19 protein-coding genes and 1 tRNA gene are annotated in these 23,318 nt (G+C 40.2%); 13 read left to right on the top strand and 7 right to left on the bottom strand.

The features are described from left to right. Window positions 1-24 precede the first annotated feature (24 nt). Window positions 25-177 carry a hypothetical protein gene (locus ACSLUF_RS01780; RefSeq protein ID WP_435624422.1) on the bottom strand — a complete coding sequence of 51 codons (153 nt, stop codon included), beginning with the start codon at window positions 175-177 and terminating at the stop codon, window positions 25-27. Between the two features lie 85 nt (window positions 178-262). Here ACSLUF_RS01780 and ACSLUF_RS01775 point away from each other — a divergent pair, with 85 nt between their 5' ends. After that, complete coding sequence (locus ACSLUF_RS01775; protein WP_435624421.1) at window positions 263-703, top strand: DM13 domain-containing protein; 441 nt, start codon at window positions 263-265, stop codon at window positions 701-703. 179 nt (window positions 704-882) lie between these two features. On the opposite strand, the gene ACSLUF_RS01770 is transcribed toward ACSLUF_RS01775, so the two are convergent. Both ACSLUF_RS01770 and ACSLUF_RS01765 read right to left on the bottom strand, forming a co-directional pair. Continuing rightward, on the bottom strand, window positions 883-1,599 hold the full coding sequence (locus ACSLUF_RS01770; RefSeq protein WP_435624420.1) for a hypothetical protein: 717 nt from the start codon (window positions 1,597-1,599) through the stop codon (window positions 883-885). Further along, window positions 1,596-5,783, bottom strand: a complete 4,188-nt coding sequence (locus ACSLUF_RS01765) for a BspA family leucine-rich repeat surface protein (protein WP_435624419.1) — start codon at window positions 5,781-5,783, stop codon at window positions 1,596-1,598. The genes ACSLUF_RS01770 and ACSLUF_RS01765 overlap by 4 nt, the downstream gene beginning before the upstream one ends. Before the next feature lie 238 nt (window positions 5,784-6,021). Here ACSLUF_RS01765 and ACSLUF_RS01760 point away from each other — a divergent pair, with 238 nt between their 5' ends. Next, complete coding sequence (locus ACSLUF_RS01760; protein WP_435624418.1) at window positions 6,022-6,885, top strand: hypothetical protein; 864 nt, start codon at window positions 6,022-6,024, stop codon at window positions 6,883-6,885. A 4-nt stretch (window positions 6,886-6,889) separates the two neighbouring features. Here ACSLUF_RS01760 and ACSLUF_RS01755 read toward each other — a convergent pair whose 3' ends face one another. Further along, window positions 6,890-7,597, bottom strand: a complete 708-nt coding sequence (locus ACSLUF_RS01755) for a DJ-1/PfpI family protein (protein WP_435624417.1) — start codon at window positions 7,595-7,597, stop codon at window positions 6,890-6,892. 185 nt (window positions 7,598-7,782) lie between these two features. Further along, window positions 7,783-7,864, bottom strand: a tRNA-Leu gene (locus ACSLUF_RS01750). Between the two features lie 164 nt (window positions 7,865-8,028). Here ACSLUF_RS01750 and ACSLUF_RS01745 point away from each other — a divergent pair. The 3 genes from ACSLUF_RS01745 (at window position 8,029) to pth (ending at window position 10,354) form a co-directional block, all read left to right on the top strand. Further along, a complete protein-coding gene (locus ACSLUF_RS01745) occupies window positions 8,029-8,970 on the top strand; it encodes a ribose-phosphate pyrophosphokinase (RefSeq protein WP_435624416.1) in 942 nt (313 codons plus the stop codon). A gap of 18 nt (window positions 8,971-8,988) precedes the next feature. Beyond that, the gene (locus ACSLUF_RS01740) at window positions 8,989-9,642 is read left to right on the top strand and encodes a 50S ribosomal protein L25/general stress protein Ctc (protein ID WP_435624415.1); all 654 of its coding nucleotides are present in this window, start codon (window positions 8,989-8,991) and stop codon (window positions 9,640-9,642) included. Window positions 9,643-9,724: 82 nt separating this feature from the next. Then, entirely contained in the window at window positions 9,725-10,354 is a 630-nt protein-coding gene (pth, locus tag ACSLUF_RS01735; protein WP_435624414.1) for an aminoacyl-tRNA hydrolase, read from the top strand. A 2-nt stretch (window positions 10,355-10,356) separates the two neighbouring features. Here pth and ACSLUF_RS01730 read toward each other — a convergent pair whose 3' ends face one another. Continuing rightward, window positions 10,357-11,043 carry a hypothetical protein gene (locus tag ACSLUF_RS01730; RefSeq protein WP_435624413.1) on the bottom strand — a complete coding sequence of 229 codons (687 nt, stop codon included), beginning with the start codon at window positions 11,041-11,043 and terminating at the stop codon, window positions 10,357-10,359. Then, on the bottom strand, window positions 11,040-14,798 hold the full coding sequence (locus ACSLUF_RS01725) for a reprolysin-like metallopeptidase (protein WP_435624412.1): 3,759 nt from the start codon (window positions 14,796-14,798) through the stop codon (window positions 11,040-11,042). The genes ACSLUF_RS01730 and ACSLUF_RS01725 overlap by 4 nt, the downstream gene beginning before the upstream one ends. A 59-nt stretch (window positions 14,799-14,857) precedes the next feature. Between ACSLUF_RS01725 and ACSLUF_RS01720 the strand changes: the two genes are divergently transcribed. From ACSLUF_RS01720 to ACSLUF_RS01685, 8 genes are all read left to right on the top strand, one after another. After that, window positions 14,858-15,793, top strand: coding sequence for a bifunctional riboflavin kinase/FAD synthetase (locus ACSLUF_RS01720; protein ID WP_435624411.1), 936 nt, complete (start codon window positions 14,858-14,860; stop codon window positions 15,791-15,793). Next, on the top strand, window positions 15,786-17,102 hold the full coding sequence (locus tag ACSLUF_RS01715; protein WP_435624410.1) for an HTTM domain-containing protein: 1,317 nt from the start codon (window positions 15,786-15,788) through the stop codon (window positions 17,100-17,102). Before ACSLUF_RS01720 ends, ACSLUF_RS01715 begins: the two co-directional genes overlap by 8 nt. Before the next feature lie 55 nt (window positions 17,103-17,157). Then, on the top strand, window positions 17,158-18,429 hold the full coding sequence (gene serS, locus ACSLUF_RS01710; RefSeq protein WP_435624409.1) for a serine--tRNA ligase: 1,272 nt from the start codon (window positions 17,158-17,160) through the stop codon (window positions 18,427-18,429). 54 nt (window positions 18,430-18,483) lie between these two features. Next, entirely contained in the window at window positions 18,484-20,268 is a 1,785-nt protein-coding gene (locus ACSLUF_RS01705; RefSeq protein ID WP_435624408.1) for a tetratricopeptide repeat protein, read from the top strand. Between the two features lie 31 nt (window positions 20,269-20,299). Then, the gene (locus tag ACSLUF_RS01700) at window positions 20,300-20,617 is read left to right on the top strand and encodes a DUF4286 family protein (protein WP_435624407.1); all 318 of its coding nucleotides are present in this window, start codon (window positions 20,300-20,302) and stop codon (window positions 20,615-20,617) included. A gap of 65 nt (window positions 20,618-20,682) precedes the next feature. After that, complete coding sequence (gene rsmA / locus ACSLUF_RS01695; RefSeq protein WP_435624406.1) at window positions 20,683-21,534, top strand: 16S rRNA (adenine(1518)-N(6)/adenine(1519)-N(6))-dimethyltransferase RsmA; 852 nt, start codon at window positions 20,683-20,685, stop codon at window positions 21,532-21,534. Continuing rightward, window positions 21,521-22,873 (top strand): magnesium transporter, encoded by a 1,353-nt coding sequence (gene mgtE, locus ACSLUF_RS01690; protein WP_435624405.1) that lies wholly within the window; start codon window positions 21,521-21,523, stop codon window positions 22,871-22,873. The genes rsmA and mgtE overlap by 14 nt, the downstream gene beginning before the upstream one ends. A gap of 12 nt (window positions 22,874-22,885) precedes the next feature. Beyond that, window positions 22,886-23,251: a cupin domain-containing protein gene (locus tag ACSLUF_RS01685; RefSeq protein ID WP_435624404.1), complete on the top strand. Its 366-nt coding sequence runs from the start codon at window positions 22,886-22,888 to the stop codon at window positions 23,249-23,251. Window positions 23,252-23,318: the final 67 nt, after the last annotated feature.

The following is a 23,318-nucleotide window of genomic DNA, read 5'->3' as shown; positions in this document are numbered from 1 at the left end:
GGTTGATCTTACTTGTAAGAATCTTTAAACATATCCGAAATTCAGCACCAAAAAGAAATTATGTTGTATTTCATCGATCATTTGTGGTGAATCATCTGTTAATCGATGAGTGGCCTCGCCGAATTTTGATTTCTTTTTCCACAAATCCTGCATAGAAGACCATTCCTTGTACTTCATCTTCCATTATTTCAGTGAAAAATGTAAACAAAAACAAATACTGCGACGAAATACCATCAACGGTCGTTTATGAATTAATAGTTCTATGAAAAATTGTTCTCTTTTTTTAATGGTTTTGGCTTTTACCCTTATTGGGTGTAGTAGTGAAGATGAAGTTGCCCTTCCCAATGAAGTACCACAAGCTCGAGACTGTACTTCAACACATCCTTTGGTAGGTGAATCACGAAGACTTCGAGTTAGTACTTCTTATGGTATCAGCGGAAGGGTCACTGTCATTTCCGACTGTGAAATCCAGCTCACTAATTTCTTTTACAACGGCTCTGGCCCAGCTGTGAGTGTGTATGGTGGCACCAATGGCAATTTCGAAGATGGAATAAGTTTGAGTGAACCCATACAGGGGCGAAGGTTCGAAGACGAGACATTGAGTGTTTTTTTACCAGAAGGCACCACCCTCGATGAAATAAACAGTATTAGTATCTGGTGCTTTCAATTCAATATTGACTTTAGTTCCGCCAGTTTTGAGTAATAAAACTAGATTGTGTTTTCATTGTTTTGATTCAGGTGGAATTCTAACAGAGGACCAGTAAGTATATCATACTTTGTTGGATAAGTTCGATCAACAAACTAGAAATACCGGCAATAAAAGGTGCATTGGCTTTCTTATCTGATCTCACATTAACACCCGTTATCGGGACTACACCTATTTTAATTGGGAAAAGAAGTTGTCAGTCTTGAAATTGAAAAATTACCCGTGGGGTCCCTAGAAATTACTTCTATTACATACTCTAAATTTGGCTCAACAAGAATTGGTTCCACCGTTGTTTCTGTCAGATTCATAGATTCAAAAATAGACTCCCCTTCCTCCAAAACCGAAACATCAAAGGTTAATTCATCTCCATCTTCATCATTTCCTATCCAAGTAATTATCATTTCTGAAGGTCCCGAATCAAAATCCGCTGTAATTTCTGCCGCATATGGTGCAAAATTACTTGTTGGGGTTCCAGGTGTGGTAAAAGAGAAAGTATCCCCATTGGTTTGACCATCGTCATTTACAGCCACCACCAGCCAAGTATAGGTTTGACCTCTGTCCAAAACCACTTCAGTTTGAAGGGCGTTTAAGGAATTTCTAAATACTTCGCTAGCACCCTGATTTACAATAAGGGTATAACTTTGAGCTAAATTTGCCGCATTCCACTGAAATGCAACCTGTACCTTAGTGTCGTCCTCAGTGACTTCCTCATATTCTGAACAAGGTTCTCCATTTTCAGGCAGAACCCCAACCGCCTTTCCTGGAGGATTTACTTGATTTACTGGAGGCGGGTCAACAGGAGTACTACCTTCATCTCCTCCGCTGCTGCATGATACCAGAAAACCAATCGACAAAACAACAATTAGAATGATTAAAAACTTTCCTTTTCTCATCTTTTCACTATTTTAAGGTTTTCTTCAAGCCCTTTATCCGTTATTATCTGGAATATGTAAATACCGGATTCCAAAGACGATATATCCAAACTATTTTGTCTTTGATTAAATTCAAGATTTCTTACAAGTCGCCCCCCCAAACTATAAATCCTAATGTTGAGTTTATTGCTACTGGTAAGAAGATTGATATATGATTCTGAAATCGTTGGATAAATTTGGATGTCGCCCCCAATAAAAAAGCTGTCGGTAATCTTGCCCTGACAATCACTCTCTCCAGAAATGACCACTTCATTTTGTCCAATTAGATTTTCTAAGGTTATTGTCTGAGGACCAGTATCCTCAAACGTATAGTTAGTGTTTTGCCCGTTGATGGAAATCGAATAGGTTTTGCTACCCGATACGGTATATGAAACCTTTCTTTGATCAGAGTTAAATTGAGACCTTCTTGCACTAACAACATCTATTCCGTTCACTGAAACCCCAAATGTTCGCTCAAACAAAATGTCAGGGATAGAGATTGTTACCAAATAACTTCCAACTGATAAATCATTTACTTCAAAATCTGTATCAGAATCAATCTCCAGAAATTCATTTGATGCGCCATTACCTTCCACCAAAATGTTTAATAAATAGCCTGAAATGTTCGTTCTTACTTCTATCGTTCCATCCGTACTTCCCACACAACTTGGAGTAGAAACATTTACCTGAATGGCATCATTGGGAATAGAATCACAGCCATTTTCGTTTACTGCCACTCCAGGTAAGGTATTGAGACAATCATCTTTATGATCAAAAATCCCATCATTATCATTGTCTTCATTACATAAAGGGGCTTCTCCTTCATCATTTATGATCCATCCGTAGGTATCTATTATAAATTGTCGCTCGCTGGTAGCCTCACAAAAAAAGCTGGTTCCCGCATCAAAGGTCAAACCATTGGTTAAACTTTGTGTTGACCACCCTCTTAAAATAGCATCATAGGCGTCAATAGAAAGGGAAGCTCCCGTAAACATATTGGAAATATCGGATACCACTTCAATATCCCAATTGCCCAAATTTTGATCAAAACTACTTGCTTCGAAAAACATAAATGCCATGTCTGTCACCAAAGAAACATTCCAATTGCCAATGTTTTGGTTGAAAGAAGTCGCATTTGCAAACATCGCATTCATGGTATTTACTTTACCTACATTCCATGAACGGATATTTTGATTGAATGTAGATGCACCAAAAAACATATTGAGCATATCTGTCACATTGGAAACATCCCAGCTATTCAAATTTTGATTAAAACTACTAGCATCCTGAAACATAGCTCTCATACTCTCCACATTTGAAACATTCCAACCACCTATATCCGCATTGAAATCTTGAGCCGTAGAAAACATGAATGACATATCCCTAACGTTATTTACTTCCCAGGAGCTAATGTCCTGGTCAAATCGAAAACAATCCGCAAACACCCCGCTCATCTGTTCAATGTTTGATACATCCCATTCAGCAAATGAAGTTGCCCCGGTCATAGCATAACAACCGTTGAACATGGAATTCAAATTTGTGGCGGTATCCAGAAGAGGAGTATCCAAGGCAGTTACTTGCATTTCGGTACAGTTCAGAAAAGCAAATTCCATAGAAGTCCATTCAATTAACCCCCATTTCTCAACCGCTATCAGCTTTTTATTGTCCAAAGGTGAATCATCCGCCCACGTAGAACCAAAAAAGTACATTCTAGGAAAATCTCCTGATATGCTCACTTTGTAGGTTCCCGGGATTGCATAGGTATGGGCTATGTCTCCTGTAACTGACGTGTCCACCATGCCATCACCCCAATCTATAGTATAATTATATGTCTCTCCGGGAAATGTTGGAATAGCAATTTGATTATCTGCAGATCCTCCGGGGTTATCTGTTTTCCAAACCGTAACAAATAGACATTCAGAATTAGAACCCCCATCCGTAATTGACCATCCATAGGTATCGATAATGGTCTGTCTTTCCAATCCTGACGCACAATATTGGGCATCTCCGGCACTAAAACTCAAATTACTTTGTAAACTTGGCAAACCACCCCAACCTTTTAATAGTTTGTCGTAATTTAAGGTTGACAGTGCTGTTCCCGTTAGAAAGAATTCTAGATTGGTAACATTCGAAACATCCCAACTTCCTAAATCCTGGTCGAATGAAGAAGCATTGAAAAACATACTATCCATATCTGTAATACCGGAAACATCCCACGTACTCAAATCCTGATTGAAGCTCTGCGCATCAAAAAACATCAAGGCGGTATTCTCCGCCCTAGTAAGTTGCCAACTTCCAAGGGGTTGATTAAAAGTCGCATTCCCCAGAAACATCCCTTCCATTCTGACCACATTTGAAACATTCCAACCATCTATATTTTGATTGAAACTGTTGGCTGTTCTAAACATATAAGCCATATCATCAACCATGGAAACATTCCATCCGCCAATATCTTGATTGAACGAAATAGCTCCACTAAACATATTGACCATCCTAGTTACATTAGAAACATTCCACCCTCCAATGTTTTGATTAAAACTACTTGCTCCTAAAAACATAGCCCCCATGTCAGAAACATTGGAAACATTCCACCCTCCAATATTTTGATTGAAGAGTGGAGTATCTGTAAATACCCCGAACATCTCATTTACATTGCTTACTTCCCAATTAGAAAAGCTGGTATTCCCTATGAGACTGGAACAACCCCGAAACATGTATAGCATATTGGTTACGTTGGACAAATCTGGAACGTCTGGAGCTTTAACATCCAAATTTGAACATCTGGCAAAAGCATCAGCCATGGAAGACCACTCAATGGTCCCCCACTCATCAACTGATATTATTTTTTCGTAGTCTTTCGCTTCACCCTCTGGGAAAAAATTAAAGTAAATCCTAGGAAAATCTCCTGAAATGGAAACTTGATAGGTTCCGGGAGAAGCATACGTATGGGTAATGTCACCGGTGACATTGTCATCAGAAGTACCGTCTCCCCAGTAGATGGAATAGCTATAGGTCTCCCCAGGAAACGTCGGGATTGTAATTTGGTTGTCCGAAGATGCACCGGGATTATCAGTTTTCCACGTGGTCACAAAAGGGCAATTTCTACCATTATCGGTAATTGTCCATCCAAAATTGTCAATCAAACCCTGCCGGCTTGTCTCACCATCACAGAATCCGCTATTGCCAGCATCAAATTGAACATTGCGCTGTAATGTCGTAAGACTTGCCCAGCCGTTTAACGTAGTGTCATAATTTAAAAATGACAATTCCGTGTTGGTAAACATACTGGCCATAGTAACCACCTGTCCAATATCCCAATCCCCTAAATCTTGGTCAAATTCTACTGCATCAGCAAACATACTCGACATATCCGTCACCTTGCTGACATCCCAATTATTCAAGGGCTGATTAAATACTTGGGTCAAACCAAACATTCCTGCCATATTGGTTACATTACCAACATTCCAGTTACTTATATCTTGATTAAAAGACCCCGCCATATTAAACATAAAACCCATATCTTGGACACTTGAAGTATTCCAAGAACCTATGGGTTGATTGAAAAAATCAGCCATCACAAACATGCCACTCATATCTGTGACATTTGAGGTATTCCAATTACTAATATCTTGATTGAATATTAATGCAGACGAAAACAATTCTGACATATTAGTTACCGAGCCAGTAACCCAATTATTAAATGCACTGTTTCCTTGAAGAGAAGTACAAGACATGAACATTTGTCTCATGGAAGAAACATTGGATAAGTTTGGAACATCCGTCGCCACAATATCCATATTTTCGCAAGCTGCAAATGCTGCCTCCATGGAACTCCATGCTATATTACCCCATTGCTCAATGGTTAGAAGCTTATCCCCATCTCCACCAAAATTGAAATAAATTCTTGGAAAGTCTCCGGTAATCGAAACTTGATACGTTCCTATTGAGGAGTAGGTATGGGTAATATCGCCTGTAACGTTAGAATCACTTGTTCCATCTCCCCAATCCACATTGTAATTATACGTTTCCCCAGGAAACGTTGGAATTATAATTTGATCGTTAGCTGAGTCACCAAAATTGTCGGTTTTCCAGGTAGTTACAAAAGCTTGCGAAAAAATAAAATTGAAAGAAAAAAGAAGAAGAGTAGTAAGGTAATTTTTTATCATAAAACAGATTTGCTTACTGAAAATAAAGATAAATTTCCATATCACAATATGAATTAGATAGCGTTTTCCAATAATTCGTTTAACTGCTCCATACCCCAATTGCCCCCTAAAAAAGTAACCTGAAAGCTATCAGGTCTTTAGCTATTCCACCACGAATTATGTTCTATTGAAAAAAATTCATAATATAGAGCACGATAGGTTTCAAATAATCAGCTAAATAACAGCAGAATAGTACACAATGAAAACGTTAGGTGAATCAATTTCCAAAAGTCTATGGTTCGTTTTTACCTTGTGCATGGTAATTGGTTATGCCCAACAAAATTCAATGGATAACAAATCCACTTTAACCATAAGCTACCCTCTTAGTTCCACCGTTTGGGAGACCAATGAACCTGCCAAATTGCAATGGAAGACACAAAATATAGATTCCTCTAAATCCATTCGCTTCTTTTTGTTGCGAAACAAAACCGTAGTTCAAGAATTGGGAAGATTTAAAAATAGTGGGGATGCACAAGGCATCCAACTTGCCAAGAATGTGGGTTCTGGGGACAACTATCAGGTGATGGGGATTGAATTATTCCCAGACAACAAGGACCAAATTGCTAAATATGCCACTTCTTTTTTTTCAATAAGGAATAAAGAGGCAGATTTGCGCAAAGAACAGTTTGAACAGGCCAGAAACAATTCCATCGCCGCAAATGTTCAAGGAAGAAAATCAAGAAAGGAACCCATACCCAACCCTCCACTTCCAAAAGAATTTGAAGGTCGTAGAATATCGTATGTCAAAAACCTAACTTTTGATACGGAACGGCTAAAAGTAAAGGTATGGGATCATCAAGAAGAGGATGGGGATATTGTTTCCATATACCTTAACGGAAACCTGGTACTGTCCAAACATCTGTTGACCAACAGCCAGCAAGAATTTGACATTGAATTGGATTCGGAAAAGCCCAATGACTTTTTATTGTATGCCCATAACTTGGGGGAAGTATCCCCAAATACAGTTTCCGTGGAAATCACAAGCGACAAAAAATCAGAAAAAATGACTCTAAATTCCTATTTAAGAAGTTGTGAGGCTGTATTGATAAGTGTAAAAAAATAGAATTTTATTGGGTAACAAAATTATCGTTGTCTTTGTCTTCAATCCAGTTATACTCAATCTCTTTGGCAACCTTTCTTGCAAATTCGATTCCATGTTTATCGGCTAAAAAACCTAAGGCCATATCCATACCCGCACTTACTCCCGAAGATGTGTAATATTTTCCATCCACGACCCATCTCGCTTTTTTATCCCAATCAACACTACCATTTTGGGAAGTAACCCAAGAAAATGCCCTTTTGTTTGAGGTCGCTCTTTTTCCATCCAAAAGCCGCGTTTTGGCAAGAAGCACGCTCCCCGTACAAACCGAAAGTACATAATCACTTGACTCGGAGAGTTCCTTTATCTTATTGATAAGTAATGGATTGTCCACTTCACTTCGAGTGCCCAAACCACCTGGAATCAGAACTATATCAGGTTTTATTTCAACGTTCGTGAGCTTTTCGGTCATGATTGGAACTCCATGTCGGTTTGATATAATTCCTCCTTCAAGGGAGTAAAAATTAAGTCGATATTGATCTACTAATCGACCAAAAATCTCCGCAGGACCAAAAACATCCAAGGTTTCGTAATCTTCAAATAGTATGACCGCAACTTCCATAATTTTTTCATTTTTAGGAGAACCGACCGCTTTTTGTGCATTTGAACTAGACACACTTAAGAGCATTAAGGTCAAAATGGGAATTCCCCTTTTAAAGAAAAACTTTGAAAACATATCCTTTTCAGTATTTAAGACGAATAGCGAATCGTTTTATTGAACCCTTACTTCACCCTCTAATCGACTGATTAATACAAGGCTGAAAATTATGCAGACCAATTTCTGTTTATTATGCGTAAGATATAAAAGGTATTTAAAAAAGAAAAGGGCTTGATAACCAAACAGTTAACAAACCCTTACCGTACCTTGGGTGGGAATCGAACCCACACTCCCGAAAGAACTGGATTTTGAATCCAGCGCGTCTACCAATTCCGCCACCAAGGCCTAAAAATAGACTCCCCATTAAAATGGGACTGCAAAGCTAAAAAATACTTCCTATTTGCAAAACTAAAATTTCACATTTATCCTTTAGCAAGCCGAATAAATTTTTAAATTTGCACCTCTTTTGAAAAAAAGCTTTTTAAAAAACTAGACAACAAGAGGTTAGAATGCCGTATCAAGTTCCAGAACCCAAAATTTTTGCCTGTACCCAAAGTACAGTTTTGGCTGAAAAGATAGCGAAGTCCTACGGTGCAGATTTGGGCAAGGTGCGCTTTTCCAGATATAGCGATGGAGAATTTCAACCCTCATTTGAAGAATCTATTCGAGGGGCACGAATTTTCATCATTGGTTCGACCAATCCTGGGCCGGAAAACTTGATGGAAATGTTGTTGATGTTGGATGCAGCAAAAAGGGCTTCGGCTAGGCATATTACCGCGGTTATGCCCTATTTCGGATGGGCCCGTCAAGACCGAAAGGATAAACCTAGAGTGCCTATTGCCGCTAAATTGGTAGCCAAAATGTTGGAAACCGCTGGGGCGACACGAATCATTACCATGGATCTCCATGCGGATCAGATTCAAGGGTTCTTTGAAAAACCTGTGGACCATTTGTTTGCCTCTACGCTATTTTTACCCTATTTGCGTGAATTGAATTTGGATAACTTATGTATTGCCTCACCTGATATGGGAGGTTCTAAAAGAGCGTATGCCTATTCAAAAGCGTTGGAAAGCCATGTGGTTATCTGTTATAAGCAAAGAGCCAAGGCCAACGTCATTTCACACATGGAATTAATTGGTGACGTTACAGGTAAAAATGTGGTATTGGTGGATGACTTGGTTGACACAGCGGGCACTCTAACTAAAGCTGCAGATTTGATGATAGAAAGAGGAGCAGTAAGTGTAAGAGCTATCACGACTCATGGCCTGCTATCAGGTGATGCGTATGAAAAAATAGAGAACTCAAAATTGACAGAACTAATCGTTACAGATTCTATCTCCGTGAAAAAATCCCACGGTAAAGTAAAAGTTTTAAGCTGTTCCGATTTGTTCGCTGATGTCATGCATCGTGTACATCATAACACGTCAATTTCATCTAAATTTTTAATGTAAATTTTTTAATTCAATATAATGAAGTCAATTACAATCAAAGGATCCCAAAGAGAAAGCGTGGGCAAGGTTTCTACCAAAGCCTTACGTAATGCTGGAAAGGTCCCTTGCGTACTGTACGGAGGGGAAAATCCATTACACTTTTCAGCTGATGAACTCGCGTTCAAAAACTTAGTGTACACTCCCAATGCCCATACAGCGGTAATTGAATTGGAGGATGGCCAAAAATTAGAGGCCGTATTGCAGGACATTCAGTTCCACCCGGTAACTGACAAAATCCTTCATATTGATTTTTATCAATTATTCAAGGATAAGCCAGTAACCATGAACATCCCTGTACGTTTGGAAGGAAATTCCCCAGGGGTACGTAACGGTGGACGTTTGCTTTTCAGAAAGCGTAAGCTATCCATTAAGGCTTTGCCGGATTTGCTTCCTGATTTTATCACAGTGGACATCTCTAAACTACGAATTGGGGGAACCATTGCCGTAGAAACTCTTTTAAGTGATGATTTTACTATCATGCATCCAGATAGTACCGCAGTGGTTCAAGTGAAAGCTTCAAGGACCTCAGTTGATGATGCTGAGGAAGAAGAGGAAGAAGAGGAATCAGCAGAAGGTGCAGAGACTGCAGAAGGTGGAGAAGCCGCTGCTCCAGAGGCTGCCGCTGCAGAATAAATCCATCTCAAATTATAATAGAGCATCCCCTAAGAATACAATTAGCGGGATGCTTTTTTATTTTTGAAGGAACCAAAATACTATGTGGTATTTCTTAAAGCGCCTTTTTGGAAATAAATCAACAATTCTTGAGGAAACGAACGACATGAAAAAATTCTTAATCGTTGGTCTGGGTAACATCGGATTGGATTACGATGAAACCCGACACAATATTGGTTTCAAGATTTTGGATTTTATGGCTTCCCAAGAAGAATTTTCATTTGAAACTGCCAAATTGGGGGCTATTGCTTCATTCAAACATAAAGGAAAGAGTGTCCTCTTCTTAAAGCCTTCGACCTATATGAACTTAAGCGGTAAAGCGGTTAAGTATTGGCTGGAAAAAGAGAAAATTCCCTTGGAAAATCTCTTGGTCATTACAGACGATCTCAACCTTCCTTTCGGCACACTACGACTTAAAGGCAAAGGCAGCGACGGTGGACATAATGGTCTAAAAGATATTCAGAATGTACTGCAAACCTCTCAATACCATCGATTTCGCTTTGGGGTAAGTGCTAATTTTGGTCAAGGTAGACAGGTAGAGTATGTGCTTGGCAAATGGAATGAAGAGGAACAAAAGGTTTTACCCGAAAGATTAAAAAGGGCATCGGAACTTATCAAATCCTTTGTTTTTGCAGGTGCAAAAAACACCATGAACCAATACAATGGAACCTAGAATTATAGAGTTCTAAATTCAAATACCCCGGAGTCAGAAGTATTTCCTTCGGAATCAGTTGTTATTACTCGCCAGAAATAAACCGTACTATCCGATACGGCAACCGAGATTTGTGAGGTCAATCCATCAAAGGTTCCCAATGATGTCGTTGGAGGGTTTTGATCGGAGAAAAACACTTCATACGCTGTTATGTCATTTTCAACATCCGCCCCTAGCCAATCCAAAACCACTTCGTTTGAAGTATTTGGGGATACAGTGGACCCTGAAATGGGGCTTTCCAATTGTGCCGGAAAGGGAGCATAGGTCGTCTGCGACCCAGAGTTGTAAAAAAGCCATGTTTCGCTGGTCGCGCTTTGACTGGATTGCGAATTCGAAGAAGTTACGGTCCATGAATAGGGTGTTCCCTTATTTATGGAGACACTGGCCGAGGTAGAGGCTGTATTGATCGTTTGTGGGCTATTTGTATTCAGGTTAACGACGGTGAGCCTATAGCTTTCCGTATTTTCGGAGGTTTGCCATTCAAATGTAACCTGACTTAGCTCTTCATTTATACTCACCCCAGTTGTGCATTCTGAATTCTCTTCGGGAAAAACCAGCAATACTGCCCCAGGTGTTGGAGGTGGATCGTCATTTCCGCCACAGGAAGTGATGAGTATCCCTATTAAAGTTAGAAATATAAACTGCTTCATTGTTTTATCATTTTAAATACATCCTTAAATCCATCTCCTTCAATTCGCAGGATGTAGGCCCCGGTAGACAGGGAAGAAAAATCCATTAGCACTTCGCTTCCACTGATTGTTTTAGTGTCTACCATCACTAATCTACCTGTGTTTGAATACACCTGAATATTCACACTTCCTGTAAGTTCATTCAGAAAAAGTTTGGTTTCTGAGCCAACAGGATTTGGATACAAAATCCCTACTGTACCCACTATAAAAGTTTTCGTGTAGGTGCCTTGACACGGAAGATTTGTGAAAACCCTTAAGGTGTTCAGTCCATTTTTTAAATCTAATTGTATTTGGGAGTCTTCAGTTTGGGTTACCAATCCATTCAGCTCCACATTATATAAAGTACCGCCTGTCATGGTTAGAGATGCAATACTATCTTCTACCAAGGATACCACTGACAACGGTTCCGGTTCCGTAAGGATAATATCAAAACAAGTTTCTTGGTACGTTATGGTTCCATCGGTTGCAGAAATACATAGACTATACGTTCCGGCGCTTAGGTTTTCAAATAATCCAGAGGATGTAAAGTTAGCATTCAGGGGAGTAACACCATCATCCAAAATGGCTGTATACGCTAATGCCATATTTGCTGCTTGGATTTCCACAGAACCATCGTTATTATTCCTACATGATTCGCTATTGATTTCCACTAGAAAGTTGTTTGCAGGCAAACGGTTCACAGGACATCCCGAGGTATCCACTTCAACTCCTTTAGGGGTTCCCAAACATAGGTCATCCCCATCATCAAAAACACCATCCTCATCATCATCTGGGCGAAAACTCCCTTCTACACAGATTTCCAGGGAAAATGATTGAATGACCCCACCATCTCCAGGAGCAGTATCTCGCACTTCCAAAGTCCATTCCCCCATGGGTGATTCACCAATAAAGGCTGATAAACTACTGATAGGTGCTACCGTTCCAGAAATTACGGGGTTCCCAGAACATGTGATTTCCACGCCATCGTCATCGAAGGTGGCGTTAATGTTGTTTAAATCGCCACAAGTATTGGCCAAGAGAGCAACCCTGGTACCGGTAGGAGAAATTAGGGTTACAATCAAATCACCAACATAGGTGTGGTCTATGACCAGCTCTACATTTACATCCGCAATGGGCAACCCCTCGATAAACTGAATAGTCGCTGTTCGCGTAGAAACCCCAGCTTGAGAGATGGAAATGGGGGTATCAGTGGTTTCTTTGGTTTGGCAATCAATATTTATTGTAGTAAAAGAAAATGGCGTACTAAAAGTACCTTGCCCACAGCTATTTTGAGGGCGTACTCTCCAAAAATATGTTGTTTCAGGAAGCAAGGTATTTGGCTTGTATGTGTTCAACAGTGTATTTTCGGACTCTACGATATTACTAAAACCGATGTCGGTAGCTATTTCAATATCATAACTACTGTTGTTTACATCCGCCTGCCAATTTAACACCACTCCTAAAGACACATTGGAAGCAGCATCCGTAGGAGCAAGCAAGGTAACGTCTGAAAATGTAGAGGTAAGAACACTTACTTTAAGCTCCACCTCGGTGGTTTGCGAAGCAGAGACTGCCCGTACCGGAATTGTATATTCCCCTGGGGCGACTGCGTTTGTTCCAGATAAAGTTAAATCCGCTGAAGTATTGGTGCTGCTTTGAGATGGCGAAAACAAAGCTGACATTCCTGCTGGCACATCAGCAGAAAAAGTAGAAGTTTCACTAAAGCCATTAAAAGTCTCATATGCAAAGGGGATTATTAAGTTGTTTGGCTCACATACCTCGAAGGACAACGTTTCGAAATCTAAGGCCACATCAGTTGCTTCTAGGGTAAAATTAGAACTGTTAACAGCGAAGAAAATATTATCATGTGCTTTAATCATGATTCTCGCCGCAGTGGTAGCGTTTCCGGGAAGTAATACTTCTTCACTTCCGTCATTTAGTGTGTTTTCCACCAACGTAATTGGAAAGGTATTACCTCCATCAGTACTAAGAAAAATGTCCACGGTTTGGGCATTGATAGGTAAAGCATCGGTATTGGCCACGTCCCAGACAACTGTTTGCGCTGTCCCTGCCTGGTACGTCACATTACTGGCTTGTGAAGTAACACTGAATGGACCAGCCGAATTAATCACTTGAACATCCAAAATATCAGATATCACCTGCCCTCCTCCAGAAGCATTATCTCTAACGGTAAGTGCAAAACTTAAGTCCCTTTGTATGTTGGAAACTGTTTCCCAAGCTCCATTTTCGGGAGGACTGGTCTGTGTCAAATTGCCTTGTAAAACTCTTGAAAGTCTAGGAAAATAGCGCGCGGGGTCAGTGGATGGTGGTAATGACCTAAAATTAGCCCCCACTGGATTTTCGGGACCAAAAGTACTTGTGGTCACAACGCCATCATTAATTTGTTCCCAGGTATACGTGAGCACATCTCCTGGGTCCGCATCACTGGCTACCCCTTCCAAAACGAATGCGGTCCCTTTGGGAATAACAAAATCCCCTATTGGTGTTACCGTCGGCGGAGTATTGGAGAGAATCGAAGGAGTTCCACAACTCACCGTTCCTAAATAGTTCCGAATTTGAACAATGCTGTTATAGTGAAAGTAATCATCACCATTGGGTTGTACATCATTTCCGGGCACTATTCCGGCATAGCCCATAATGGTAGTACCACTTGCTGGTTCAGCCTGAACTCCTGTACCCTCAGTTTCAAAGGACCAAGTATGGTTCGCTCCAAATTGGTGTCCTAACTCATGTGCCACGAAATCCAAATCGAAAACATCTCCCTCAGGTATAAACCCGGATGCAAATGCGCTTCCTTTTCTGTTATCTTGACAAACCGAACCGATAAACCCAGCATTTCCATTGTCTTGACCCTGTTGGGCTCTTGCAAAGAGATGGCCCACGTCATAATTGGCCTCCCCAATAATTGATGACAACGTACTTTGGGTTTGGGCATTTAGGTTACCATTGTAGGGATCAGTAGTACCATCGGTAAATATTACCAAATCATTATTTGGGACCAGTTCCAGAGTTGCTCCCAAATCTCTTTCAAATACTTCATTGACCCTAGTGAGTGTTGCATTGATTGCTGCAAGGGCATCTGCGACAGTGCCTCCATGATAATCGGTATATTCCCCAGTAGTGGAAACCGCAATCCTGAATGTCCTCAAAACCTGATCATCCACAAGGGGGTTCAAGGTCTTTTGGACTTCTTGTTTCAACTTTTCTGTTCCGCAGACGAACACGGTCTTTTCAGAACTGTGTTTTTCATAAACCACATAACTTCCTTTTTGATCGGAAGTAGGCTCCATAAAACTGGCTTCATGTCCATCCAATTGCACGATCATACTTTGCAAACCTTTATGGGAACTGCTCAACCTAACCCTATATTTTCCATCCAGACTTTCCCCAACATATGATTTGATATCCGGAAACTTTTTTGCCAAATCCGGGTGCAGGACCGACTTTTTCCGCATTTTGAACGGAATAAGTTTTCCACTGGCATGAGGAAGGTATATGGTTTGTGAGGAGGATTTCAATGAATCCTCTTTGTTCAATTCCTTCTCAAAACCCAAGGCGTTTAATTGAAAAACCTGGTTGTTGGATTTAATCGTACCCAGAGAACTACTCTTAAGCCCAGAGCCGGTTATCTCGCTCCAATATTCTTGTTGGGCGGAAAGGGAAAAGAAGCTAAAAAATATGGTAATTGAACAAACAAGATGTAATTTAGCCTTCATGCATAAGTGAGGTATACGTTGTTTCAAAAATACTGCTTTTTATTTTTTTAGTTCCTTAAGTGAAGACGTACGAACATATTTCCCAGTTTAAGAGCACACTTTCCACTGCAGTTACTATAGGCACTTTTGATGGAGTACATATAGGACACCGAAAGATATTGGAACGCCTCATAAATGATGCCAAAAATGCTGGCCTGAAGTCCACAGTACTTACTTTTTTCCCGCACCCCCGAATGGTTCTGCAAAAAGATACCGATATAAAACTGCTAAATACACTTGAAGAAAAAATAGATATCCTTAAAGAGTTAGGGCTTGATTATTTGATTGTTCAACCCTTTACGCGTGAGTTTTCCAGACTCTCCGCAACGGAATTTGTACGCGATATTCTCGTGAATTCATTGAATACCAAAAAAGTCATTATTGGGTACGACCATAGGTTTGGCAGAAACAGAAATGCCAGTATTCAGGACCTCATCGGTTTTGGAAGTACCTTGGATTTTGAGGTAGAAGAAATCCCAGCCCAAGAAATAGATGATGTTTCTGTGAGTTCTACAAAAATTAGGAATGCCCTGGCCGATGGGGATATCGCTACCGCCAATGACTATTTGGGCTATCCCTACATGCTCTCCGGAACAGTAAAATCGGGAAAAGGTCTAGGTAAGCAGTTTGGTTTCCCGACAGCGAACATTCACATTAGCGAGTCGTACAAACTAATACCAAAAAAGGGAGTATATGTAGTCAAAGTGCAGTTGGGTTCACAAGAACTGTTCGGAATGATGAACATTGGTCACAACCCGACGGTTTCCGGAAAAAAGAAAAGCATTGAAGTCAACCTTTTTGAATTTGAGGGCGATTTATATAACAAAGACATAACGGTTAAGTTATTGTATCGTCTTCGGGATGAGCATAAATTTGATTCTGTAGAACAACTACAGCAACAATTACAAAGAGATAAACAAAAATCTTTGGAACTAATTCTGAAATACAATGCTTAACCAATTTCTATTTAAAAAAATAGACAATGCACAACTGGTGGTCTTTCGTATTTTTTATGGACTCTTAATCTGTGCAGAAAGTTTTGGTGCCATTGCAACGGGATGGGTACGAAGAACGTTTATAGAACCCAAATTCACGTTTTCATTTATTGGTTTTGAATGGCTACAGCCCCTACCTGGAAATGGCATGTATATCTATTTCGTCATCATGGGCATATTGGGCATTTTAATAACCATAGGTTATAAATACAGATTTAGCGCTTTTGCTTTTGCCTTCATGTGGTCAGGTGTATATCTTATGCAAAAGACATCCTATAACAACCACTATTATTTGCTGATGCTGCTGGCCTTTATTATGGCTATGTTCCCTGCCAATAGGGATGTTTCTTTGGACAGCAGGTTAAGTCCAAATTTCAAATCGAACGTGATGTCCAATTATTTTAGGTGGATAATCATTTTACAGTTGTTTATTGTCTATACCTATGCCTCTGTGGCCAAACTGTATGGGGATTGGTTGGATTTCAGCATCATTGAACTCCTTATGAGTGGAAAAAAAGATTATTACCTCATTGGGGATTTCCTTCAACTTAAATGGGTGCATCAAATCATTGGTTTTTTTGGGATTTTCTTTGACTTGCTTGTGGTGCCGGCCTTGCTATGGAAACCTACCAGAAACATTGCTTTTATTTTTTCCATTTTCTTCCATTTGTTCAACAGTATTGTTTTTCAAATTGGGATTTTTCCATACCTATCCCTAGCTTTTATTGTTTTCTTTTACGAACCCCAGACCATTCGCAATCTATTTTTGAAAAGAAAGACAGTGGAAATTCCAAAAGTGGTTTCCCTTCCCAAAAATCACAAATTGATTCTAGGTGCTTTGAGCATTTATTTTGTGATTCAAATATTACTTCCTGTCCGTCATCATACTTTTCAAGATGATGTACTATGGACCGAAGAAGGACATCGCTTGAGCTGGCGCATGATGCTGCGTAGTCGTTCGGGCACCATTCGTTTTAAGGTGGTAAATAAGGATAGTGGTAAGTCGGAATATGTGAAATTGGACGAGCATCTAACCAAAAAGCAGAAAAGAAAAGTAGCCTGTTATCCCGATTTTGCATGGCAGTTTGCCCAATATCTTAAAAAAGAATACGCAAAAGATGGAGAAGATGTTCAAGTCTACGCCATCAATCGGGTTCGGGTTAACAAAGGTAAGTTTTCCCAATTCATAGATCCTGAAGTCGATTTAGCCAGTGTTCCTTGGAAACACTTTTCCCATAATGAATGGATTCTTCCCTCACAAAGCGACTAAACCCTTGTTCTTCTTTCACAGATTGATGTAAATTTGCCCTTCTAAAACTCAGCACATGCTTCAATTACAGGTACTACGTCAAAATAAAGATGAGGTTGTCAAGGCGTTGAAAAAGCGAAACTTCGATGCAGAATCCTTGCTGACCACCGTATTGGATTTAGATGAAAAAAGACGTGCCATTCAAGCTAAGCTAGACAATGCCTTGGCTGAATCGAACAAGCTGTCCAAAGCAATAGGTATGCTTTACAAATCTGGAAAGGCAGAAGAGGCGAATGCGATAAAAGCACAGACGGCTGAATTAAAAGAGAGTTCAAAACTACTTGGAGAAGAATTAAATCAAACCGCAGAAGCCCTCCAACAAAATTTATATTTGATTCCCAACGTTCCGCATGAATCGGTTCCGGCAGGAAATTCAGATGAGGATAATGAAGAGATATTTCGGGAAGGAGAGGTGCCTACCTTAAATGAAGGTGCGCTGCCCCACTGGGAATTGGCCAAAAAATACGACTTAATTGATTTTGAGTTGGGTGCAAAAATCACTGGAGCTGGATTTCCCATTTACAAAGGAAAAGGGGCTAGACTTCAGCGCGCTTTGATTTCCTATTTTTTGGATAAGAATATTGATGCGGGATACTTTGAAGTACAACCTCCTTTGATGATTAACGAAGCTTCTGGATATGGCACAGGACAATTGCCCGATAAGGAAGGCCAGATGTACCATGTTCAAGAAGACGACCTTTACCTTATTCCCACCTCCGAAGTCCCAATTACGAACATGCACAGAGGGGATTTATTGGCCGAAAAGGATTTTCCCATAGCATATACCGGATATACCCCATGTTTTAGAAGAGAGGCCGGAAGTTATGGTGCTCACGTAAGAGGGCTGAATCGACTACACCAATTTGATAAAGTAGAGCTGGTCCGCATTGAACATCCAGAAACTTCCTACCAAGCTTTGGATGGTATGGTTGAACACGTGAAAAGCATTCTGAGAGACCTTAAGCTCCCCTATAGAATCCTTAGGCTTTGCGGAGGAGATTTAGGATTTACCTCTGCCCTAACTTTTGATTTTGAGGTATTTTCCACTGCGCAAGACCGGTGGCTGGAAATTAGTTCAGTTTCCAATTTTGAGACTTTTCAAGCTAATCGACTTAAGCTTCGATTTAAGGATAAGAATGGAAAAAATCAATTGGCCCACACCCTTAATGGAAGTTCTTTGGCCTTGCCACGAGTTTTAGCTGGAATCCTGGAAAATTGCCAAACCGAAGATGGTATTGAAATACCAGAAGTGTTAGTACCCTATTGCGGATTCGAAAGGATTGATTGACGTTTTGAGAATCAATTAACATAAAAATCAAACTTTCCCCGTTATATTTAGACTATGCGAGGGTTTTGTCTCATATCTTTTTTCCTACTATTTTCATTTTCCTACGGACAGGAAGACTTTCTTGCCAAACAATATTTTAAGGACGGTGAGTATGAAAAAGCAGTAGTTTTTTTTGAAAAGCTAACCAAGAAAAACCCGCGTAGAACCGATTATGCGGAGGGCTTAGTAGCCTGTTACCAGCAACTGGAGCGGTATGACGACGCTGAACGCTTTTTACTGAAAAAAGTGGAAGAGTCGTATGCCTTCCCTACGTTTTTTATTGAGCTGGGTTACAATTATACGCTACAGGATATGCCAGATAGGGCAACTGAGTTTTATGAAAAAGCACTACGAAAGATTGACGAAAACCCAAATTTCGGTTACAGTGTAGGCTATCGCTTCCAAAAATATGCCCTATTGGATGAAGCGATAAAAGCCTATTCCAGAGCCATGGAATTAAAGCCCGATTTAAATTACGATTTTCAGTTGGCTCGGATTTATGGAGAACAAGGTGATATTGAAAAAATGTATCTGTCCTACCTGAACCTAATTGTGGAAGGAAAGACTTCAAGATCCAACATTCTTAGAAATATTGATGAATTTATTTCTGAAGATGGTTCACAACCCAATAACATTACCCTCAGAAAAGTTCTGCTCAAAAACGCACAAAAGAACCCTAATATTCTTTGGAATGAGTTGCTCAGTTGGCTTTTTGTGCAACAAAAACAGTATAAAAATGCCTTTAATCAGGAAAAGGCCATTTACAAGCGTTCCGAAATTTCCTCTGTAGAAAGAATGGAAAGTCTAGGATTGATTGCCTTGGAAGATAATGACAATGAGACTGCTTTTGACGTTTTTGAATTTATTGTCAAAAACAGTAACAACCCCGTAACCAAACTGAATGCGCAGTTAAATCTTATTGACATTGATCTAAAGGATACCAATCCCAAAACCCTGGATGCTGCGGAAGAAAAGTACCAAGAGCTTATTTCAGAATACGGAAACCAAGCCCAAACGCAACAGCTTCAAATTGCCTATGCGAATTTCTTGACTTTCAAGAGGAATACCCCTAAACCTGCAATATCCATGTTGAAGGAAAGTTTGGAGCTTCCCATGGGACGCATGCCCAAAGCTTATATCAAAATGGCACTTGGTGATATTTTGGTGTTCGACAGAAAGTTCAATCAAGCCCTTATTTATTTTACGCAAATCCAAAAAAGTCTTAAGAACGATGTACAGGGACAAAATGCTCGCTACAAGGTGGCCCAGACCAGTTTTTATAAGGGCGATTTTGACTGGGCCTTGACCCAATTAAAGGTATTGCGAGGTTCTACTTCGCAGCTAATTGCCAATGATGCCATGCAGTTAAGCCTTTTAATTTCAGATAACTCCTTGGAAGACTCTACCCAAACAGCTTTAAAGAAATATGCTCGAGCGGACTTACTGGCGTATCAAAATAAAACACAGGAGGCTATTGAATCTTTAGAAGATATTATTCAAAACCACAAAGGTGAACCAATTGAGGATGAAGCCCTTTTAAAACAAGGAGAGTTATTTCAATCTATAGGTGCCTACAAAGACGCTGAGTTCAACTATATAAAAATCACGGAGTTTTATGGAGATGGCATTTTAGCTGATGATGCCCATTTCGCCTTGGGAGAGATATACCGAAATATTCGTAATGAACCGGAAAAAGCAAAGTTCCACTACGAAAAAATAATCTACAACTACCAAGACAGCTATTATTTCCCCAAGGCAAGAAAGTTATTTAGACGATTAAGAGGCGATATCATTAACTAATTCTCCCTACTTTTAGCTTTAAAAGCCTTTTATGCTTATTTATAATGTGACCATAAACATAGATGACAGTGTCCATGATGACTGGCTAAACTGGATGCGTGATAAGCATATTCCCGATATGTTGGCTACGGGTAAGTTTTCCCATGCCAAAATGACCAGAGTACTCGTTGAGGAGGAGATGGGAGGCACCTCCTACTCCATACAATACACCACCAAGGATAGGATTACGCTTGATGCATATTATAAGGAAGATGCAGACAGGCTACGGAAAGATGGATTAAAGCTTTTTGCAGATAAGTTTGTAGCCTTCAGAACAGAGCTCGAAGTAATTAGTCAGCAGATTCCCTAAGTTACTGATTAGGGAAAACATCAATCCATGTCAAAAATTCCAAGTAAATTGCAAAAAAACCTACCGTGTCCAAAAAGAAGAAAAAAAAACCTACCCCAAATGGACATGATGAAAACCTAGTCAAGGCAAAAAAGCATCTCGGACAACACTTTCTGAAAGACGAGGCCATTGCCAAGCAAATTGCAAACACCTTATCCCTTCAAGGTTATACCAATGTCATCGAAATTGGTCCCGGCATGGGTGTTCTTACCAAATACCTTTTACTTAGGGATATGGATTTGGTGGCCATGGATTTGGATTCAGAGTCCATAGTCTATCTCAACCACAGTTTTCCTTTGGAACATCCCAATGTTTTGGCAAAAAATGGCAGGTTAAATGTAATTGAGGCGGATTTTTTAAAATTCGACCTAAAGCAACTCTATGGTGATGAGCAATTTGCTATAACAGGTAATTTTCCCTACAATATTTCGAGCCAGATTGTTTTTAAGGTACTGGAAATGCGCAATCAAATCCCAGAATTTTCTGGAATGTTCCAAAAAGAGGTGGCCCAACGCATTTGCGAAACTCCTGGCAGCAAAACCTATGGGATTTTGTCTGTTCTGGTTCAGGCATTTTACGAAGCTGAATATCTCTTCACCGTTCACCCCCAAGTATTTGACCCACCCCCAAAAGTGCAATCAGGCGTTTTACGCCTCACGCGCAAAAGCGAGTTTAAATTGCCCTGCGATGAGCATCTTTTCTTCAAGGTGGTGAAAATGGCTTTCAACCAGAGAAGGAAGACCTTAAGAAACAGCCTTAAAACCTTCAACCTCTCCGATAATCTAAAAGAAGATGCTATCTTTGGTCAGCGTCCGGAACAGCTGGATGTAGCTGATTTTGTTACACTGACACAGCAGATAGCCAATGACTCCGTTTAAACTCACAGAAGAACTCCTTGTAGAAATCCAACAACTTATCGCAGACAAGCAAAACTCAGATTTGCGGTCGATGATGAAGGAGTTCCACTATGCGGATATTGCCGAAATAGCCGATGAACTGCAAGTGGACGAAGCTACCTACCTCATTAAATTGTTGGACAGTGAAAAAACCTCAGATATTCTCGCAGAAATGGATGAGGATATGAGGGAAGCGGTGCTCAATAATTTATCTATTAAGGAGATTGCTGAAGAGCTGGAGGAACTTGATACGGATGATGCTGCGGACATTGTTGGAGAACTTCCCGAGGAGATTGTCCAAAAGGTGATTTCTGAAATTGAGGATAGGGAGCACGCCAAGGGAATTGTTGACCTTTTGCGTTATGATGAAGACTCGGCTGGTGGTCTTATGGCGAAAGAATTGGTCAAGGTCAACGAAAACTGGAATGTACTAACCTGTGTGAAGGAAATGCGAGCACAGGCTGAGAACGTAACCCGAGTCCATTCCATTTATGTGGTGGATGATGAAGGGAAACTGAAAGGAAGACTTTCTTTGAAAGATCTTTTGACCACATCGACAAAAACCCATATTAAGGATGTCTATATCCCAAAGGTTGATTCCGTTTCTGTTACCGAAAAAGGAGAAGAAGTAGCCAAAATCATGTCCAAATATGATTTGGAGGCGATACCGGTGGTTGATGAAATTGGCCGTTTGGTTGGACGTATTACGATTGACGATATTGTTGATGTGATTCGTGAAGAAGCTGATAAGGATTATCAGTTGGCAGCAGGTATTTCTCAGGATGTGGAAGCGGATGATAGCATCTGGGAATTAACCCGAGCCAGACTACCTTGGTTGATTTTGGGATTATTTGGTGGTTTGGGTGCAGCTGCTATCATGGGTGGTTTTGAAGAGATGATAGCCCAACATGCCATTCTATTCTTTTTTACACCCCTTATTGCTGCGATGGCCGGAAATGTAGGTGTACAGTCCAGCGCTATCATCGTGCAAGGTTTAGCTAACGATGATTTAAAGGGAAGTATAGGAAACCGTCTCTGGAAAGAAATGCTTTTAGCCCTTCTAAACGGACTCATTTTAGCAATTTTACTCTTGTTTTTTACTTGGATTTGGAAGGGGGATTTATCCACAGCAATGGCTATTTCCATCTCTTTGGTGGCCGTTATTGTTGTTGCAGGAATCATTGGCACCTTTATTCCCCTATTTCTAGATCAACGAGGAATTGATCCTGCAATTGCAACAGGTCCATTTATTACTACTAGCAACGATATTTTTGGAATCCTTATTTATTTCTGGATTGCAAAAATTATTTTAGGAATATAAACCCATAGATTCATGAAACCCATCAACCTAAAGGAAAAACACGCTGCTTTCTCAAAGCAATGGCATCCCCATCAAATTGCTACGGTGGATGACATGCAGGTGATACTAGCTAAAGTTCAGGGCGAGTTTGTTTGGCATTCCCACGACAATGAGGATGAACTTTTTCAAGTTTTAAAGGGCACCTTATATATGAAGTTTCGCGACCGAACCGAGGTGGTAAATGAAGGGGAAATCATAGTTGTTCCAAAAGGCGTGGAACATTGCCCGGCAACAAAGGATGGAGAGGAAGTGCATTTATTGTTGTTCGAAAAACAGGATACAGCGCATACCGGGAATGTGCAGCATGAGATGACCCAGACGGAATACCCAAAGATTTAGTACCTTCTCTGTTTTACGTAAAAAACCGATAATTCCTAAAAACCATCGGTTTCCATTCTCAACCAGT

Origin of the sequence: Flagellimonas sp. (assembly GCF_965601775.1) — a bacterium.
In the GTDB taxonomy this organism is placed as follows: Bacteria; Bacteroidota; Bacteroidia; order Flavobacteriales; family Flavobacteriaceae; genus Flagellimonas.
This window is presented reverse-complemented; position numbering and strand designations above follow the sequence as displayed.

Excerpts from the sequence above, each read along its gene's own strand:
- ACSLUF_RS01685 (WP_435624404.1), top strand. The coding sequence starts at position 22,886 with ATGAAACCCATCAACCTAAAGGAAAAACACGCTGCTTTCTCAAAGCAA.
- ACSLUF_RS01770 (WP_435624420.1), bottom strand. The coding sequence starts at position 1,599 with ATGAGAAAAGGAAAGTTTTTAATCATTCTAATTGTTGTTTTGTCGATT.
- ACSLUF_RS01730 (WP_435624413.1), bottom strand. The coding sequence starts at position 11,043 with ATGAAGCAGTTTATATTTCTAACTTTAATAGGGATACTCATCACTTCC.
- ACSLUF_RS01700 (WP_435624407.1), top strand. The coding sequence starts at position 20,300 with ATGCTTATTTATAATGTGACCATAAACATAGATGACAGTGTCCATGAT.
- ACSLUF_RS01715 (WP_435624410.1), top strand. The coding sequence starts at position 15,786 with ATGCTTAACCAATTTCTATTTAAAAAAATAGACAATGCACAACTGGTG.
- ACSLUF_RS01740 (WP_435624415.1), top strand. The coding sequence starts at position 8,989 with ATGAAGTCAATTACAATCAAAGGATCCCAAAGAGAAAGCGTGGGCAAG.
- ACSLUF_RS01775 (WP_435624421.1), top strand. The coding sequence starts at position 263 with ATGAAAAATTGTTCTCTTTTTTTAATGGTTTTGGCTTTTACCCTTATT.
- ACSLUF_RS01780 (WP_435624422.1), bottom strand. The coding sequence starts at position 177 with ATGAAGTACAAGGAATGGTCTTCTATGCAGGATTTGTGGAAAAAGAAA.
- ACSLUF_RS01745 (WP_435624416.1), top strand. The coding sequence starts at position 8,029 with ATGCCGTATCAAGTTCCAGAACCCAAAATTTTTGCCTGTACCCAAAGT.
- ACSLUF_RS01755 (WP_435624417.1), bottom strand. The coding sequence starts at position 7,597 with ATGTTTTCAAAGTTTTTCTTTAAAAGGGGAATTCCCATTTTGACCTTA.
- ACSLUF_RS01705 (WP_435624408.1), top strand. The coding sequence starts at position 18,484 with ATGCGAGGGTTTTGTCTCATATCTTTTTTCCTACTATTTTCATTTTCC.
- ACSLUF_RS01760 (WP_435624418.1), top strand. The coding sequence starts at position 6,022 with ATGAAAACGTTAGGTGAATCAATTTCCAAAAGTCTATGGTTCGTTTTT.
- serS (WP_435624409.1), top strand. The coding sequence starts at position 17,158 with ATGCTTCAATTACAGGTACTACGTCAAAATAAAGATGAGGTTGTCAAG.
- mgtE (WP_435624405.1), top strand. The coding sequence starts at position 21,521 with ATGACTCCGTTTAAACTCACAGAAGAACTCCTTGTAGAAATCCAACAA.
- ACSLUF_RS01725 (WP_435624412.1), bottom strand. The coding sequence starts at position 14,798 with ATGAAGGCTAAATTACATCTTGTTTGTTCAATTACCATATTTTTTAGC.
- pth (WP_435624414.1), top strand. The coding sequence starts at position 9,725 with ATGTGGTATTTCTTAAAGCGCCTTTTTGGAAATAAATCAACAATTCTT.
- ACSLUF_RS01765 (WP_435624419.1), bottom strand. The coding sequence starts at position 5,783 with ATGATAAAAAATTACCTTACTACTCTTCTTCTTTTTTCTTTCAATTTT.